Raw genomic sequence first — 16,493 nt, 5'->3', positions numbered from 1 at the left:
CGCCATGACGCCGTCGGAACTGACCGTGCGCGAACTGCGGGTGCTGGTGGCCGTCGCGGGGGCGGGCAGCTTCTCGGGGGCCGCCGCCGGGCTGGGGCAGACGCAGTCCGCCGTCTCGCACGCGGTGCGCGGCATCGAGGCGAAGGTGGGGGCCGTCCTCTTCGAACGGGGCAGGGGCGGCGCGCGCGCCACGGCGGCGGGCGACACGGCCGTCGCGCACGCGCGCCGCGTCCTGCGGCTGCTGGACGCCCTCCCCGCCGAGGCCCGCGCGGCGGGCGCGGGCGGCGCGCCGACGGTGGCGGGGCCGCTGCGCGTCGCCGCGTTCCGCAGCGCCGCGCTGCACCTGCTGCCGTCCGCGCTGGCACGGCTCGCCGAACGGCACCCGGCCGTCGTGCCGCGCGTGCGGATGGTGCGCGAGGTGGGCGCGGGCGTGGCGGGCGAGGTCCTGGCGGGCCGGGCGGACATCGGCATCGCGACGCTGACGCACGCCGACGACGACCTGCCCGCCGGGCTCGTCGGCGGCCTGCTGCTGCGCGAGGGCTACAGCCTGGCGCACCCCGCCGGCCACCACGCGCCGCGCACCCTGCCGCTCATCGACTGGGCGGAGAACTGCGACTCCTACACCCGCGACTGGTGGGCGGCCCAGGACTGGCTGCCGCACGCGACGGTCGAGGCGCAGGACGACGGCGCGGTCCTGTCGCTGGTGGCCCAGGGGCACGGCATGGCGATCCTGCCGGACCTGTCGCTGACGGACGCGCCCCCGTCCGTGACCGTCACCGACCTGGGCGCGGCCCGCCCGACGCGCGGCGTCGGGTGGGTGACGACGCCGGAGCTGGCGACGACGGGCGCCGTGCGGGCCCTCGTCCGCGCGCTGCGCGCCCAGCGCCCCGCGCGGACCTGACGGCGGGCGCCCACCCGGACGCGGCGCGCCGCGCGGCCCCCACCCGAAGGGGGACCGCGCATCCGGCTCTCGAACAGCGCTGCGATACTGTCCCGATCCGGCGTGACCGAAGGGCCGGAGACGCCGCGTCCCCGGGGGCAGACAGCCCCGCCCGAGGGAACGGCCAGGGCGAACGAGTGGGGGGTACCCGTGCCGGAGAGCGGCATACCTGACGACGGGGAAGAGTCCGCCGACAGCCCGGCCACCGGCCGGAGCGCGGCCCGTACCGGCCCGGCCGACGAGGGCAGACCCCCCGGCCGGGCCGCCGCGCGCAAGGCCAGGGCCAAGGGCGGACGCGGCCGGAAGAAGCCGAAGCCGCGCTGGAAACGCGTCCTGATGTGGAGTTCCGGCTCGCTCGCCCTCGTCGTGCTGGCGGTCGGCGGCGGCGCGTTCCTCTACGTCGAGTACCTGAACAGCCGCATCGAGCGCGCGCCGCTGGACCTCGGCAACAGCGACATCGAGGCGCCGGAGGCGAACGCGGCGGGCCAGCGTCCGCTGAACATCCTGCTGCTCGGCTCCGACTCGCGCGACGGCGAGGAGAACCAGCGCCTCGGCGGCCGGGCGGACCTGGCGGGCGAGCCGGTCCGCGCCGACGTGCAGATCCTGCTGCACGCCTCGGCCGACCGCAGCAACGCGACGCTCATCAGCATCCCGCGCGACACGCAGGTGCCGATCCCCGAGTGCACCGACCCGGAGAGCGGCGAGGTGTACTCGGCGCAGGAGTCGGCGTCCATCAACACGGCGATGTACTACGGCGGCCCGGGCTGCGTGGTGGCGACGTGGAAGGAGCTGACCGGCGTCTACATCGACCACTTCATGATGGTGGAGTTCGCGGGCGTCGTGGACATGGCCGACGCGATCGGCGGTGTCCCGGTCTGCGTGGACGCCAACATGGAGGACCCGAAGACGCATCTGCGCCTGGAGGAGGGCGAGAACATCCTGGAGGGCGAGGATGCCATCCAGTGGCTGCGCACCCGGTACGCGTTCGCGGACGGCAGCGACGTCGGCAGGACCAAGGCGCAGCAGATGTACCTGAGCAACATGGTCGAGGAGTTGCAGGGCAACATGTCCGTCGGCGACGCCGGGCAGCTGATGGACCTCGCCGAGGCCGCGGTGGACGCCCTGACCGTGGACGACGCGCTGGGCTCCGTCACCTCGCTCTACGACCTCGGCAACGACCTCGGTTCCATCCCGAACGACCGCATCAACATGATCACGCTGCCGAACCTCCCCGACCCGGCCAACCCCGACGTGACGCTCATCCCCGACCCCGAACCGGCCGAGGAGCTGTTCGCGCTGGTCAGGGACGACCGTCCGATCGACGGTGAGGACGCGCCCGAGGGCGAGGCGGAGGAGACGGAGGAACCGGCCGACGAGGAGCCGTTCGACCCGGCGCTCGTCCAGGTCGCGGTGCAGAACGGCACCGGCGCCGACGGCCAGCTGCCGGTGGACGGCCGGGCCTCGGAGATCACCGACGCGCTGCGCGCCGCGGGCTTCGCCGGGGCGGAGACGGACTCGTCCGCGGTCGTCGCGGAGTCGGAGAGCACCGTCTACTACGGCGACGTCGCCGACCAGGCGGCGGCGGAGGCCATCGCCGAGGCGCTCGGCCTGCCGGGCAGCGCGGTGCGCAACTCGACCAGCCACGACGGCCTGACGCTGGTGGTCGGCGCCGACTGGCGCGAGGGCGCCGCGTTCCCCCAGGAGGCGGCGGGGGACGAGGGTGGCGAGGGCGGCGCGGGCGAGCCGTCGGGCGGCGGCTCGGCCATCGACCCGGAGGACATCCACTCGGGCGAGGACGACGACTGCATGGCGATCAACCCGGAGAACACCTGGTGACGGGCGTGACGGCGCGCCGTTCCGGCCCGTGACGACACGCCGCCCCGCGACCGGAGGTTCCCGGTCGCGGGGCGGCGTGCGTGGGGGGTGGGGGCGGGGTCAGCCCGTCGAGCTGGCCGACGAGTGGGGCGGCACCGCCAGGACCGTGCCGTCCTCGAACGTGACGTTCTGGGGGGCGTCGGTGTAGTTGTGCGCCGCGTAGGTGACCGTCCCGCCGTCCGAGAACGCCGCGGCGGTCGGGCTGTCGGCCGTGATCAGCGTGTCGGGCGGGCCGATGGCGTCCAGCGTGTAGATCCAGTGGTAGACGTGCGCCCAGGACTCACCGGCCTCCGGGGTGTACGAGCCGCCGCCGTCGCCGTCGTAGGACGCGCGGGCCGCCGCCGGGTCGGAGAGCGCCTGGAACTCCCAGAGGATCTCCTTCCACTCCACGGGCGGGCCGCCGTTCTCCTCGACCAGCTCCTGGAGGTTGCGGTCGATGGCGTCCTGGTCACGGGCGAGGTGGAGCGAACCGCCGGTCACCGGGAGGACGTTGATGCCGTGGATCTCCTCGGGGTTGCCCGTCCACCAGGTGGCGTGGGCGCCGCCGTTGCTCCAGACCATGCCGACCGTGTTGTGCTGGTAGTCCGGCGGGAAGTTCTCCTCGTCGCCGTCGAACCAGTACTGCCTGATGGCCTCGGACTCGGTCGCCAGCAGGTAGATGCCGAGGTCGCGCAGCTCGGTGTCACCGGTCGCCGAGCCCCACATGATGAGCCCCGCCGACAGGTTGGTGGACTCGGAGGACGACTCCTGGTTGTTGCCCGCGACGAAGCCCTGGTGGCCGGAGGCCCAGCTGTGGCCCGCGTACACGTCGAAGCCGCGCAGGAACGGGTAACGGTCGTCGTCGCGCGCCGGGTTGGCGGCGTCGGCGATCAGTTCCTCGACCATGCCGCCCCAGGCGGACTCGGCGGCCCACGCCGGGTCGTACTGGGCGACGATCGCCGCGGCGAGCACGTAGTAGGAGTAGTGGAAGTGGTGGTCGTTCAGCTCCTGGTCGCTGCCGTAGGAGGCCGGGTAGCCCGTCAGCGTCTGCCACTCGCTGTCGTAGACGAAGCCGGTCTCGCCCCCGGCCGTGAACCACTCCTCAAGGCGCGCCTTGATGGCGTCCAGGATCTGGTCACGGGCGGCGGTGTCGCCGATCTGGTCGGCGATGGGCACGACCTGCGCGAGGCGGCCGAACGCCTTGCCGCTCCAGTAGGTGTCGCCCACGCCGACGTTGGCCGTGGCGGCGACCTCGTCCACGAAGGCCGCCAGCGTCGCCCGGTCGGGTCCGTCGCTGGCCGGGAGCCCGGGCAGCACGCCCGAGGCGTCCTGCCGCGTGGTGAACGACGCGCCCTCGCGCACGCGCATGATGCCGCGCGAGGAGGTGTACTCCCAGTCGGTCAGCGGGTCGGCCGCGTAGCTCCACTGGTGGGGGTAGAGGGCCTGGAGGGTGCCGGTCTCGGTGCCTTCGCGGGCCTCGGTCTCCAGCGTGTAGGTGGCGCTGACGGCGCCGTTCGCCTGCTCGTAGTTCCAGTCCACGGTGGAGCCGGTGACGAAGCTGTACGCGTACTGCTCGTACGTGGCGAGGGCGGCGCGGTCGGGCAGGACGGCGACGGAGTAGTAGCCGTCGCCGCCGATGTCCGCGGTGAGGGTGGACCCGGCGACCTGCCAGTCGCTGCCGGTGGGCGCGAACAGGGCGTAGTCGTGGCCGCCGACGGAGATGCCGAGCGTGCTGCCTTCGTCGGCGAACACCTCGGGCGCGGCGGAGGTGGTGATCTGCGCGGCGCCGCCGGTGGCCTCGGCGTAGACGTAGGGGCTGCCGTGGCCGATGGTGGCGCGGAAGGTGTGCCCGGCGTCCTCCCAGTACGGGCTGACGGTCCAGTCGGACCAGCCGTCGGCCTTGGCGTCGGGCGAGTTGAGCCCGGCGACGCCGAGGACGAGGTCGGCGCGGTGCGGGTACTCGAACGAGCTGCCGTTGACGACGGCCTCGGACGGGTAGCCGACCTCAAGTCCGGCCGCGACGGCGCGGTAGCTCAGCGGGTGGCCGTACATGGGCTGGGAGTACGGGTTGTCCGCGTAGCGCTTGAAGACGAGTGACGACCACCAGTCGTTGGTCGGCACGGGCACGCCTGCCATGGCGTCGGTGACCTGCGGCGTGACGGGCTGGCCCTGGTTGTCGAGGGGGCCGACGGTGCCCGCGGGCCTGGTGTCGGAGTAACTGCCGCTGCCGACCGGGATCTCGGCGGCCGACGCGGAACCAGGCAGCAGCGCGACGCCGCCCAGCGCCGTGGCCGCGGCCGTCAGCATCAGCGTGGCGCGTCTGATGGGTGTGGTGGGGGGCCTCATGCTCTGGTACCTCGCTACCGGTGGGGGACGGTACGGCTGAGAGCGCTCTCACGTGCGGTTCAGAACTTAGGGACAGGTAAATTTTGTGTCAACACCCCCGACACGATCCCGGAACCGCGCCCTTGGGCACACGGGCCGTCGGTGGGGCGTCCCTTCCCACGCCTCTGCCCTCCACCGGTGCGCGCACGCCTGTCCGTGTCCCCGGGCGGTTCGCGCGGTCGTACACGAGCGGCGCCGCGCGCGTCCCCGGGGGGATGTCGGGGGCGCGGGGGAGGATGGCGGGCAGTCCTCCGTGAGAAAGGTGGGTGCCGTGGTGGCCGGTACCGATGCGCCCGTGATTCCCAGTGGTCGGCAGGGGAGCTTCCCGTGGAGCGTGTTCCACGAGCGGCATCCGAGGCTCGTCGCGCAGGTGCGTGACGGGCTGCCGTACGGTCCGGCCGAGCGGGACGCGCTGGAGCGTCTGCTGGCGGAGAGCACGGGCGGCGTGCTGGTGGAGCCGGGCGAGGACGACCACGACCGCGTCGAGTGGCTGGCGTGGGGGCGGGGGTTGTGGGGGAAGCCGTGGGGCGAGGCGCCGTTCCTGTGGGCGGAGAGCTGGTTCCACCGGCGGCTGCTGGGCGCGGTGGGCTGGTTCGGGCCCGGCCCGTGGGAGGGCGTGGACCCGTTCGGCCCGGTGAAGGCTGCGGAGCTGGCGGGCGGCGCGGTGGACGAGGAGCTGGCCGCGCTGGACGCGCTGCGGGACATGGCGGAGCGTGACCGGCGTACGGCGCTCGTGTCGTCCGCGCTGTGGGGCAACCGGGCGGATCTCGGTTTCGGCCTGACGTCGGGCGGCGGGGGCGGCGGGGGTGACGTGCTGACGGACGACGGGCACGCGATGTGGACGGTGCTGGACCGCATGCCGGACGGCACGGCGGTCGCGCTCGTCGCGGACAACGCGGGCCGTGAACTGCTGCCCGACCTGGTCCTGATCGACACGCTGCTGCGGCGGCACCGGGTGGTGCTGCACGTCAAACCGCGCCCGTACTACGTCTCCGACGCGACGATGGCCGACGTCCTGGCGGCGGTGGGAAGGCTGCGCGGGGCGCCACAGCCGGGGGCGGCGGCGGTCGGGCGGCGGCTGTGGGCGGCGCTGAACGACGGCACGCTGACGGTGCGCGCGCACGCCTTCTTCTGCGCGCCGCTGCCGTTCCACGCGATGCCGTCGGAACTGCGCGCGGACTTCGCCGGGATGGGGCTGACGCTCGTGAAGGGTGATCTCAACTACCGCCGCCTGGTGGACGACCGGCTGTGGGCGCCGACGACGCCGTTCGCGGAGGTCGCGGGCTGGTTCCCTTCGCCGGTGGTGGCGCTGCGGACGCTGAAGTCGGACGTGATCGCGGGTCTTGACGCGCGGACGGTCGCCAGGCTCGACGCGTCGGGCGAGAGCTGGCGGGTCAACGGCCGCCATGCGCTTGTGCAGTTGGCGGCTCCCGGCCACGGCGGGGCGGGCCGTCCCGGGTGACGGCGGGGCGGCGGTGCCCCGGGGCCGGGGCGGCGGGACGACCGTAAGATAAGCTTAGGCTTACCTAACTTGCCCCTGGTGGGGCAGAGGCTCCCGCACGCCCCGATCGACAAGGAACCGCCATGTCCTCCAGACTCCGCCGCGCCCGCGGCAGGGCACTCGGCCTGACGGCCACGGCCGCCGCCCTCACCCTCGCGCTCGCCGCCTGCGGCTCGGACGACGGCTCGGACGGCGCGGCGGACGAGGCGGGAGGCGGCGCGGGCAGCGGGGAACCGGCGGCGGAGGAGGGCGCGTTCCCGGTCAGTGTCGAGAGCGCGCTCGGCACGGCGGAGATCGCCGAGCAGCCCGAGCGCGTCGTGACGCTGGGGCAGGGCGCGGCGGAGACGTCGATCGCGCTCGGCCACACGCCGGTCGGCATCGAGAGCTACGAGTGGGGCAGCGACGAGACGGGCTACCTGCCGTGGATCCACGAGGCGGTGACGGAGGCGGGTGACGAACTGCCGACGCAGTTCGCGGGCGCGGACGACATCGACTTCGAGGCGATCATCGCGCTGGAGCCCGACGTGATCCTCGCGCCGTGGTCGGGCGTCACGCAGGAGCAGTACGACATCCTGACCGACATCGCCCCGACCGTCGCCTACCCGGACCTGCCGTGGAGCACGGACTGGGACCAGGAGATCGAGCTGGTCGCCCAGGCGCTCGGGCAGCCGGAGGAGGGGCAGCGGCTGATCGCGGAGATCGAGGACCGGTTCGCCGAGGCCGCCGCGTCGCGCCCGGAGTTCGCGGACCTGACGTTCTCCTACACCTACACCTCGGGCCCCGGCACGCTCGGCGTCTTCCTGCCGAACGAGCAGCGGGTCGCCATGGTGTCCTCGCTGGGCCTGACCGTGGACCCGGTCGTCTCCACCTTCGAGGAGCTTGAGGGCACCGACTCGGCGCTCATCGGCCTGGAGAACGCCGACCAACTCGCGGACAGCGACCTGATCTTCACCTTCTACAGTGACGACGCGACGCGCCAGGAGATCGAGGCGCAGCCGCTGTACGCGTCGATCCCGGCCATCGAGCGCGGGAGCGTCGTCGCCAGCGCCGACACGTCGTTCGTGACGGCGTCGTCGCTGGTCAACCCGCTGACCGTGCCGTGGGTGATCGACCGCTACCTGCCGCTCATCGACGAGGCCGTCGCGAACCTCGGCTGATGACGACCTCGATCGACACCGCTCCGGGCGGTGCCCGTACCGCGCGTACAGGCACCGCTCGGCGCGTGTTCTCCCTGATCTGCGCGCTGGCGTTGCTGGTGCTGGCGGTGCTGGCGAGCGTGATGTTCGGCAGCAAGCCGACGCCGTTCGGCGACGTGTGGGACGTGCTGCGCGGCGACGCGGACACGTATGTGACGACGGTGGTGGAGAGCCGCTATCCGCGCACGGCCCTCGGGGTCCTGGCGGGGGTGACGTTGGCCGTCGCCGGGACGCTGATGCAGGGCATGACGCGCAACCCGCTGGCCGATCCCGGGCTGCTCGGGATCAACGCGGGCGCGTCCGCCGGTGTGGTGACGGCGACGGCGTACCTCGGCGTCTCCGGGCAGGCGGCCACGGTGTGGTGGGCGTTGCCTGGCGCGCTGCTGGCGGGCCTGGTGCTGCACGCGGTGGGTTCGGCGGGCGGCGGCGGGAGCGTGGTGCGGCTGGTGCTGGCGGGCGCGGTGGTGTCGGCGGTGCTGGCGGCGTACATCCAGGCCGTGACGTTGAGCAAGCCGCGGGTGTTCGACAGCTACCGCTACTGGGTGGTGGGCGCGTTGGGCGGGCGTGACTGGGACGTGCTGTGGTCCGTCCTGCCGTTCGCCGCGGTGGGGTTCGTGCTGGCGCTGCTGCTGGCTCCCGCGCTGAACGCGCTGGCGCTCGGCGACGAGTCGGCGTCGTCGCTGGGCGCGAATCCGGCGCTCGTGCGGACGGCCGGGCTGGTGTCGGCGACGTTGCTGTGTGCGGCGGCGACGGCGGCGGTCGGGCCGATCGCCTTCGTGGGGCTGGCCGTTCCGCATGTGGCGCGGACGCTGGCGGGTGTGGACTTCAGGGCGCAGGTCGTCTTCTCGGCCGTGCTCGGGCCTTCGCTGCTGCTGTTGGCGGACGTGGTGGGCCGTGTGCTGTTGCGGCCACAGGAGTTGATGGTCGGCGTGGTCACCGCGTTCGTGGGCGCACCGGCGTTGCTGTACGCCGTGCGCAGGATGAGGGGTGCGGCGTGACGCCGCTGGAGAGGACCGCCGCCTCCGGGCCACGCGGGGTGGTGACGTTGGGGAGCCGGGTGGCGTTGCCGGTGCACGGCAGGCAGCTGCTGGTCGGCGCGGTCGTGGTGCTGTTGACGGCCGTGGCGTCGGTGGCGACGTTGTCGCTCGGCGAGTTGGGGATCGCCCTGGCCGACCTGCCGTCCGCGGTGACGGGGGGTGCGGACGGCGCGGACGCGTTCGTCGTCGAACGGCTGCGCGGGCCACGGCTGGTGGTGGCGCTCGGCACGGGCGCGGCCCTCGGCCTGTCGGGCGCGCTGTTCCAGTCGGTGACGCGTAATCCGCTGGGGAGCCCCGACGTCATCGGGCTCGCCTCGGGCGCGGGCGCGGGGGCGGCCGTGGTGGCGCTGATGATGCCGGGTGAAGTGCCGGTCTCGCTGGGCGCGTTGGTCGGCGCGGTGGCGGCGATGGTGCTGGTGTACGTGTCCACGGGCAGCGGTTTCCGTAACCCGGGGCGGCTCGTGGTGGCCGGTATCGGCGTGGCGGCGATGGCGACGGCGTTCACGCAGTACGTGGTGTACGCCGTCGAGCGCGACAAGGCGACGGCGCTGACGGCGTACGTCAACGGCAGTCTGGCGGCGCGTTCCTGGGACGACGCGGCGACGATCGGGGTCGTCCTGCTGGTCGTCGTGCCGCTGGCGCTGCTGCTGGGGCGGCGTGTCGAGATCGGGGAGATGGGCGACGAACTCGCCGGTGTGCTGGGCGCGGAGCCGCAGCGCACGCGCGTGAGCGCGGTGGTGCTGTCGATCGTGCTGTCCGCGGGTGCGGTGGCGGTGGCGGGGCCGATCGCGTTCATCTCGCTGACGGCGCCGCAGATCGCCCGCCGCCTCACCCGGGGCACGGGCGCGCACCTGGCGCTCGCGACGCTGACGGGCGCGCTGCTGCTCGTCCTCGCGGACCTGGTGGCGCAGCAGTCGCCGATCGACGACGGGCTGCCGGTGGGGATCTACACGATGGCCATCGGCGGGGTGTACCTCGGGTGGTTGCTGACCCGCGAATGGAGAAGGGGGAGCCTGTGAGCGCCACGGGACCTGTGAACGGCGGAGGGCTGCGTGCCCGCGGGCTGAGCGTCGGGTACGGCGGCGAGCCGGTCGTGCGTGACCTCGATCTGGACGTCCCGCCGGGCGGGCTGACGATGATCATCGGGCCGAACGGCTGTGGGAAGTCCACGCTGGTGAAGGCGCTGGCGCGTGCGGTGCGTCCGGTCGCGGGCGAGGTGCTGCTGCACGGGCGGGACCTCGCGTCGTACCGGGGCAAGGAGGCGGCGCGGCATGTCGCGCTGCTGCCGCAGAGCCCGATCGCGCCCGAGGGGATCAGCGTGCGCGGGCTCGTGCGGCGGGGCCGGTATCCGCACCACTCGCTGCTGCGGCAGTGGTCGCCGGACGACGACGCGGCGGTCGGCGAGGCGCTGGAGCGCACGGGGCTCACCGGGCTGGCGGAGGCGACGGTGACCGAGCTGTCGGGCGGGCAGCGGCAGCGGGCGTGGATCGCGATGGTGCTGGCGCAGCGGACGGAGCTGCTGCTGCTCGACGAGCCGACGACGTTCCTCGACATCGCGCACCAGTACGAGCTGCTGGAGCTGTGCGCGGAGTTGCACCGGGAGGGGCGTACGGTCGTCGCCGTGTTGCACGACCTGAACCAGGCGGCGCGTTTCGCGTCGCACCTGGTGGTGATGGACGCGGGGCGCATCGTCGCGCAGGGCGCGCCGGGTGAGGTGTTGACGGCGGAGCTGGTCGCGGACGTGTTCGGCCTCGCGTGCGACATCGTGCCCGATCCGCGGGCCGGGACGCCGATGGTGGTGCCGCATGCGCGGCACGCGGCGGTGGTCCCGGGCGGGGCGGCGCGCTGACTCGGCGCGCGCCGCCGCCCGGGGTCGTCGGCGTCAGGTGGCGCGGGGGCCGGGGATGAGGTTGTCGTCGAGCCCGGCGGGGCGGTAGACGGTGAGGGCGCCCGGGCGCTTGTCGAGCAGGAGGGTGGCCGGGGCGTCGCCCGCCTCGCCGTCGTAGGCGAGGGAGCAGGCGTCGTGCAGTCCGGCCAGGCGCAGCCGGGGCAGGCGGGCGGCGGAGTACACGCGGGAGGCGGCGAGCGTGCCGGTGAGCACGGACAGGGTGACGCGGGTGCGGGCGAACGGCTTGTCGGCGGCGACGGTGCGGACGTCGAGGAGCCCGTCGTCCAGCTGTGTGCGGTGGGAGGGCGCGAAGCCCTCGGGCGAGTAGAGGCCGTTGCCCGCGAAGAGCAGCCACAGTTTGTGGGGGCGGCCGTTCAGTTCGACCTGGACGGGTTCTGCGGTGCGCAGGACGCGGGCGAGGGAGACGGCGGCCGAGGGCCATTTGCCGAGGCGGCCGATCGGCGAGTGCCGTTGGAGGGATTCGCGGGCGCGGACGAGTTCGGGGTAGAGGCCGATGCTGAAGGTGTTGAGGAAGTGGCGTGTCGGGCCTTCGGCGCCTCCGGCGGGGCGGATGCGGGCGAGGTCCACGGAGACGGCCGTGCCTCCGGCGACGGCGGCTGCGGTGTCCTCGAAGCGGTGGACGCCGTTGTCGAGCGCGAAGTGGTTGAGGGTGCCGCCGGGGAAGACGGCGAGGGGCAGTCCGTGGTCGGCGCTGACGCCCGCGGCGGCGTTGACGCTGCCGTCGCCGCCGCAGATGCCGAGGGCGGTGGCGCGGCCCGCGGCCTCGGTGAGGAGCGCGACGAGGTCGCCCTCCTCCTCGCCCTCGGCGCCGCGCTCCACGATCTCGGCCTTGGGCAGCAGGGTGCGCAGCCGCTGGGCGGTGGCGGTGGCGTCCTCCGTCCCGGCGCCGCCGTTGACGACCACGACGAGGCCCTCGCCCTCGGGGAGTGCGGGCGCGGGGACGGCGTGGTGGACGAGGCGTGTGGCGGGCGGGCGGCGTGGCCAGACGCGGCCGGTCGCCAGGGCGGCGCCGACGCCGAGGAGCGTCCCGGCGACGACGTCGCCCGGGTAGTGGACGCCGACGTAGATGCGGGAGAACGCGACGGCGGCGGCGACGGGGGCGACGAGTGCGCCGTGCCGCCGTGATTCGAGGGCCACGCCGGTGGCGAACGCGGCGGCGGACGCGGAGTGTCCCGAGGGGAACGAGCTGGTGTGCGGCTGTCTGGCCAGCCGTCTGGCGAGGGGGACCGTGTCGATCAGGGGACGGCGGCGGCGGGCGATGTACTTGATGACCGTGTTGGTCGTGACGGAGGCCAGGCCGAGCGCGACGATGCCGCGACCGGCCGCGCGGCGGGCCGTGCGGTCGCCGGTGACGGCGAGGGCGGCGGCGGTCGCCAGCCAGAGGCGGCCGTGGTCGGCGGCGTGGCTGAGGCGGGGAAGGACGGCCTGGACGGCGGGCGGATGGGCGGCTGCGACCCGTTCGAACACCCGGCGGTCCAGGCGGCTGAGGCGTGACATGGGCGCTGACCTCCCCTTGGGTGCCCGCGCGTGGCGAGCGCGGGCTCTGTACAGCGGCTGTTACCCCGGCGCGCGCCTGCCATGACCAGGAGTTTCGGCCGGTCGGGCGGGGCTGGGTCAGGACTGCGAGCGGCGGTCGTCGGGGCGGTGGTCGGGGACGTACCGGTCGGGCGAGACACCGGCGGTGCGCCAGTCGTCCACGATGCCGAGGCGGTCGCCCGTCGCGTTGAGCCGCTTGTCGGGGACGGAGCCGGCCGCCTCGTACAGCGCCGTGTCGAGGGCGGCCACCTCGACGGGCCCGCCGCCGTGCGGATATCCGGGGCGCAGGCTGCCCTCGGCGTGGGCCTGGGCCGCCGCCGTGGCGATGGTGTGGGCGGTGACCTGCTCGTTGAGGAAGCCTTCCGACAGGTCGAAGTCGGCGTGCGCGCCGGGTGCCTGCGGGGAGTAGCCGGGCAGGAGGGGGACGGCGGCCGAGTAGCCCGCGGCGATCAGCCCGAGGGGCAGTTGCTGGGGGCCGGGCGGCACGCTGGCGGCCCACAGTCCGCCGCCGACGGAGGACGTGGTCAGGGCGGAGACGAGACGGCCGCGGTCGTCGCCCTCTCGGTTCTCGATCGCCTCGTGCTCGCCCCAGTTGACGAGGCGGGTGAGGTTGCCGATGCTCTCGAACGTGGTGGTGCCGCCCATCGCGCCCGGCACGTCGGCGTAGTAGCCGTAGGCCATGGCGTACTGGACGCTGTTCACGCCCGCCTTGAAGCCTTCGTTGACGGTGGGGTCGGCCTGGGCCATCAGCGCGAAGACGCCGTGGCGTTCCTTCTCCGGCAGCGGCCGGTCGCCGTGGCCCGCGACGTCGGCCAGGTGGGTCAGCGCGGTGTCGGCGAGCGCGGCCTGGAGCGGGGTGTGGGACGCGTCGCCGAGCGCGGCGACGCGGGACGGGCCGTGGCCGAGGACCACGTCCTGGTGGGTCGCGGCGAAGCCGAGGACGCCGTGGGCTGCGTCGGTGTACGGGCGGGCGGCGGGCGCGTCGCGCTCGATGCCGGGTGGGACGGTCGTGCCGCTCCTGACCAGCGCGCCGGCGCCCGTGCTGTCCTCCCAGGTCTGGCCGAGGAGGCGGGTGCGGAAGTCGTCGTCGGCGAGGAGGGTGGCGGCGGTGGGGCTGTTGAGGGCGGCGGCGGTGAGGAGGTCGCTGCTGCCGGTGTCGGGCAGGGCGTGGCCGGGGTAGCCCACGGCGTACTGGGTCGTCGTGCGGGCGTGGAGGTCCACGGCGGCGCGGGCCAGGGTCTCGCTGAACCGGTCGCCCGCGGGGAGGGTCGCCGAGCCGAGGACGTCGGCGAAGGCGTTGAAGCGGTCCAGCGCGCGGCGGAACGCCTGGCTCGCCGGATGCTCGGTGTATAGGTCGCCGGTGTGGTGGTCGAGGACGAACGGGCGGACGGCGTCGGGGACGGCGGTGCCGCCGCCGATGTCCGGGTTCATCAGCATCGCGAGGCCGCCCGCGACCTCCGTCTTCGCCCGGTCCCAGCCGTCGAGCCGTCCGAGCGCCACCAGGGTGTCGGTGTCGAGGGCGGCGTAGAAGCGGCTCAGGTAGGTGTGCTCGGTGGTGGTGAGGCGGCGGATGGGGTCGCCGGGGGCGAGGGAGTCGCCGAAGAGGCTGTCGGCGATTCCCTCGATTCCCTGGGTCCAACGGGCGAGGGCGAGGGGGTCGGGATCGTCGCGGCGCAATTCCTCGGCCAATCGGGCCGCTGCGTGGTCGGCCATTTCCGGGGTGGTCCACAGGGTGAGCGGACCGGCCAGGTCGTATCCCTCGCGCTGCAATTCGGCGCCGTATCCGGAAAGGCGTGCGCGATAGGCGTCAACGGTGTCGGAGAGGGCGGCGTCGGCCGTCCGGGCTGCGGTCGCGACGGTGTCGAGGCGGCGGCGCCTGCTCTCGTCGGGCGTGTCGGTGGCGGGGTCGGTGGGGGCGGTGGGGTCGGCGGCGGCGCCCGCCAGTTGCCGGGCGTAGACCTCGTCGAGGCCCCCGGGTCCTTCGACGAGGGAGGCGACGTCGCGTTCCGCGTCGATCGCCGTGTTCATGGCCCTGACCAGGAGGGAGACCACGGTGTCCAGGTCACCGGCGCCGTCCCCTGCCCCGCCGAGGCCGAGTGCCGTGGCGTCGATGCGGCCCCGGGCGTCGATGAGCGCCGTGCCGTCCGCGGCGCCCGCCTCCGCTGCCACGGCGGTGGCGCGTCCGGCCAGTTCGGCGGCGCTCCCGGCCTCGGCGGCGGCTCGTGCGTACACGGCGGCGGTCTCCGCCATGTCGTCGGGTCTGACCTCGGCGGAGAAGCGCCGCTTTCTCTCCCAGGGCCGTACGCCCGCCGTGTCCTCGACCTCGGTCCGGCTGAAATACATGTCAGGCACGCGGGCCCCCGATGAGCGGAGAATTCATGTGAGCAGCGCAAGGCTAGGCACGTGGAAAGGGCCCGCGGCCCGGTCCTGACGCTTTCCACACGGCGGGGCGCCGGGATATTGACGAAACGCGTGCGGGCGGGGGCGCCGTGCTCGATTCACCCCTAGGAGCGATACCGCGATCGCTACCGAGGGCTTACGGTGAGCCCATGAATCACTACAGAGAGTCACCAACAGGTTCGGTGGGGCGTCCGCTTCCCGGTCGGGGCGTCGTCCCGCATCCCGGGGTCCGTGAAGTCCTCGGCCGTGGACGGGCGTGCGCTCGCCGGGCCGAAGTCCCGTTTGCGGGGGCGAGAGTGGGGGCACCCGCCGCGAATGGTCACGCGTATGACAGAACCGGTGCCCCCGAAGCCGACTCCTCCCCCGGGCCCCGGCCCGGTGCCGCCCGGCCCGGTGCCGCCCGTCCCGGGGCCCGATCATCCGGAGCCGCAGCCGGACCCGGGCCCTGAGCCGTCACCTTCGCCACCGCCGCCGCCACTCCGATGAGTTACCCGGCGCATACGCGTCGATCCGTTGGGTAGCCAGGCGGGTGTTCGCCTGGCTACACGACGGAAGAGAACAGCAATGCGCATGCGTCACACGCTCGGGACGGCGGCCGGTGCCCTCGTCTTCGCCCTCGCGGGGCCGGTCACGACCGCTCAGGCGGGGACCGGCACCCTCGACTGGTATTCGGGCGGGGGCAACACCGGGACGGTGGACAATCCGGAACCGCACCTGTGCTACGAACTGTCGGATCCGGAGGAGCCGGCGATCGGTGGCTTCAACCAGACCGTGTTCACGGCCACCCTCTACGTGGACAGCAACTGCCGCTACACGACGGGCGGCAAGGTCCTGCCGAACGACGAGTTCTCGGCTGATGCCGCGGTCAGTGTGAAGTTCGAGCCGACCGTGGGGTGATCCGGGGGCCGGGCCGGGTGCCGATCACGACCGTCGCGCCGGTCTCCTCCTCGTGCGCCGCACGGGGGAGGAGTCCGTCGGCGGTCAGGACGGCGACGGCCCGGTCCGCCTGGCGCTCGCTCGTCTCGACCAGCAGCCGCCCGCCGGGGGCCAGCCATCGGGAGGCTTCGGCGCTGACGCGGCGCAGGACGTCCAGCCCGTCCGTGCCGCCGTCGAGCGCGCCGGGGGGCTCGTGGTCGCGGGCCTCCGCGGGGAGGAGGGGGAGCGAATCGGTCGGCACGTAGGGCACGTTGGCGGTGAGGACGTCCACCCGTCCGCGCAGGGCGGTCGGCAGTGCGGCGAAGAGGTCGCCGGTGTGGACGAGGCCGCCCGCGGGGGCGAGGTTGCGGCGGGCGCAGGCGACGGCGGCGGGGTCGATGTCGGCGGCGTGCAGTTCCGCCGGGTCGAGGGCGGTGGCCAGGGCGGCGCCGATGGCGCCGGAGCCGCAGCACAGGTCCACGACGACGGGGCGGGGCGGCGCGTCCCGTGCGGCTTCGGCGACGAGGAGTTCCGTGCGGCGGCGCGGCACGAAGACGCCGGGTTCGACCGATATCCGCAGGCCGTTGAACTCGGCCCAGCCGACGACGTGTTCGATCGGCAGACCGGCGGCCCTGCGGGCGGCGAACGTGGTCAGTTCGGCGGGGGTGCGGGCGGCTGCGGCGAGGAGCAGGGCCTCGTCCTCGGCGAAGACGCAGCCCGCCGCGCGGAGTGTGGCGACGACGACGGGATCGGGGACGACGGGATCGGGGACGCGGGCGCCCGTCGAGGGGAGGGGATCACCGGCGGGGCGGGGGGAGGG

12 protein-coding genes are annotated in these 16,493 nt (G+C 74.1%); 8 read left to right on the top strand and 4 right to left on the bottom strand.

Translation table 11 applies throughout. The features are described 5' to 3' along the window. The first annotated feature begins 4 nt into the window (after positions 1–4). Both IF27_RS19205 and IF27_RS19200 read left to right on the top strand, forming a co-directional pair. Positions 5–901: a LysR family transcriptional regulator gene (locus tag IF27_RS19205; RefSeq protein WP_052850906.1), complete on the top strand. Its 897-nt coding sequence runs from the start codon at positions 5–7 to the stop codon at positions 899–901. Between the two features lie 189 nt (positions 902–1,090). After that, positions 1,091–2,776, top strand: a complete 1,686-nt coding sequence (locus tag IF27_RS19200; RefSeq protein WP_052850905.1) for an LCP family protein — start codon at positions 1,091–1,093, stop codon at positions 2,774–2,776. A 99-nt stretch (positions 2,777–2,875) separates the two neighbouring features. Here IF27_RS19200 and IF27_RS19195 read toward each other — a convergent pair whose 3' ends face one another. Then, positions 2,876–5,140, bottom strand: a complete 2,265-nt coding sequence (locus IF27_RS19195; RefSeq protein ID WP_110946045.1) for a glycosyl hydrolase — start codon at positions 5,138–5,140, stop codon at positions 2,876–2,878. Positions 5,141–5,474: 334 nt separating this feature from the next. On the opposite strand from IF27_RS19195, the gene IF27_RS19190 reads away from it, so the two are divergent. The 5 genes from IF27_RS19190 (at position 5,475) to IF27_RS19170 (ending at position 10,762) form a co-directional block, all read left to right on the top strand. After that, positions 5,475–6,641: a damage-control phosphatase ARMT1 family protein gene (locus IF27_RS19190; RefSeq protein ID WP_223291111.1), complete on the top strand. Its 1,167-nt coding sequence runs from the start codon at positions 5,475–5,477 to the stop codon at positions 6,639–6,641. Positions 6,642–6,763: 122 nt separating this feature from the next. After that, on the top strand, positions 6,764–7,837 hold the full coding sequence (locus IF27_RS19185; protein ID WP_052850902.1) for an iron-siderophore ABC transporter substrate-binding protein: 1,074 nt from the start codon (positions 6,764–6,766) through the stop codon (positions 7,835–7,837). Continuing rightward, entirely contained in the window at positions 7,837–8,874 is a 1,038-nt protein-coding gene (locus tag IF27_RS19180) for a FecCD family ABC transporter permease (protein WP_052850901.1), read from the top strand. The genes IF27_RS19185 and IF27_RS19180 overlap by 1 nt, the downstream gene beginning before the upstream one ends. After that, entirely contained in the window at positions 8,871–9,932 is a 1,062-nt protein-coding gene (locus IF27_RS19175; protein WP_052850900.1) for a FecCD family ABC transporter permease, read from the top strand. The genes IF27_RS19180 and IF27_RS19175 overlap by 4 nt, the downstream gene beginning before the upstream one ends. Further along, entirely contained in the window at positions 9,911–10,762 is an 852-nt protein-coding gene (locus IF27_RS19170; protein ID WP_052850899.1) for an ABC transporter ATP-binding protein, read from the top strand. The genes IF27_RS19175 and IF27_RS19170 overlap by 22 nt, the downstream gene beginning before the upstream one ends. 33 nt (positions 10,763–10,795) lie before the next feature. Here IF27_RS19170 and IF27_RS19165 read toward each other — a convergent pair whose 3' ends face one another. After that, entirely contained in the window at positions 10,796–12,319 is a 1,524-nt protein-coding gene (locus IF27_RS19165) for a bifunctional phosphatase PAP2/diacylglycerol kinase family protein (protein WP_052850898.1), read from the bottom strand. 117 nt (positions 12,320–12,436) lie between these two features. Further along, on the bottom strand, positions 12,437–14,710 hold the full coding sequence (locus IF27_RS19160; protein WP_190233024.1) for a hypothetical protein: 2,274 nt from the start codon (positions 14,708–14,710) through the stop codon (positions 12,437–12,439). Between the two features lie 618 nt (positions 14,711–15,328). Between IF27_RS19160 and IF27_RS19155 the strand changes: the two genes are divergently transcribed. Beyond that, on the top strand, positions 15,329–15,655 hold the full coding sequence (locus tag IF27_RS19155; protein ID WP_190233023.1) for a hypothetical protein: 327 nt from the start codon (positions 15,329–15,331) through the stop codon (positions 15,653–15,655). Here IF27_RS19155 and IF27_RS19150 read toward each other — a convergent pair. Continuing rightward, positions 15,624–16,493 (bottom strand): putative protein N(5)-glutamine methyltransferase (locus tag IF27_RS19150; protein ID WP_052850895.1); only part of this gene is annotated, 870 nt, incomplete at its 5' end. The two genes, IF27_RS19155 and IF27_RS19150, sit on opposite strands and share 32 nt — an antisense overlap.

The sequence above is a fragment of the Streptomyces avicenniae genome, from assembly GCF_000719135.1.
Classification (GTDB): Bacteria; Actinomycetota; Actinomycetes; order Streptomycetales; family Streptomycetaceae; genus Streptomyces; species Streptomyces avicenniae.
This window is presented reverse-complemented; position numbering and strand designations above follow the sequence as displayed.

Bases quoted from the DNA above. Each gene is read 5' to 3' on its own strand.
- IF27_RS19205 (WP_052850906.1), top strand. From the start codon at position 5: ATGACGCCGTCGGAACTGACCGTGCGCGAACTGCGGGTGCTGGTGGCC.
- IF27_RS19195 (WP_110946045.1), bottom strand. From the start codon at position 5,140: ATGAGGCCCCCCACCACACCCATCAGACGCGCCACGCTGATGCTGACG.
- IF27_RS19185 (WP_052850902.1), top strand. From the start codon at position 6,764: ATGTCCTCCAGACTCCGCCGCGCCCGCGGCAGGGCACTCGGCCTGACG.
- IF27_RS19180 (WP_052850901.1), top strand. From the start codon at position 7,837: ATGACGACCTCGATCGACACCGCTCCGGGCGGTGCCCGTACCGCGCGT.
- IF27_RS19170 (WP_052850899.1), top strand. From the start codon at position 9,911: ATGGAGAAGGGGGAGCCTGTGAGCGCCACGGGACCTGTGAACGGCGGA.
- IF27_RS19165 (WP_052850898.1), bottom strand. From the start codon at position 12,319: ATGTCACGCCTCAGCCGCCTGGACCGCCGGGTGTTCGAACGGGTCGCA.
- IF27_RS19155 (WP_190233023.1), top strand. From the start codon at position 15,329: ATGCGTCACACGCTCGGGACGGCGGCCGGTGCCCTCGTCTTCGCCCTC.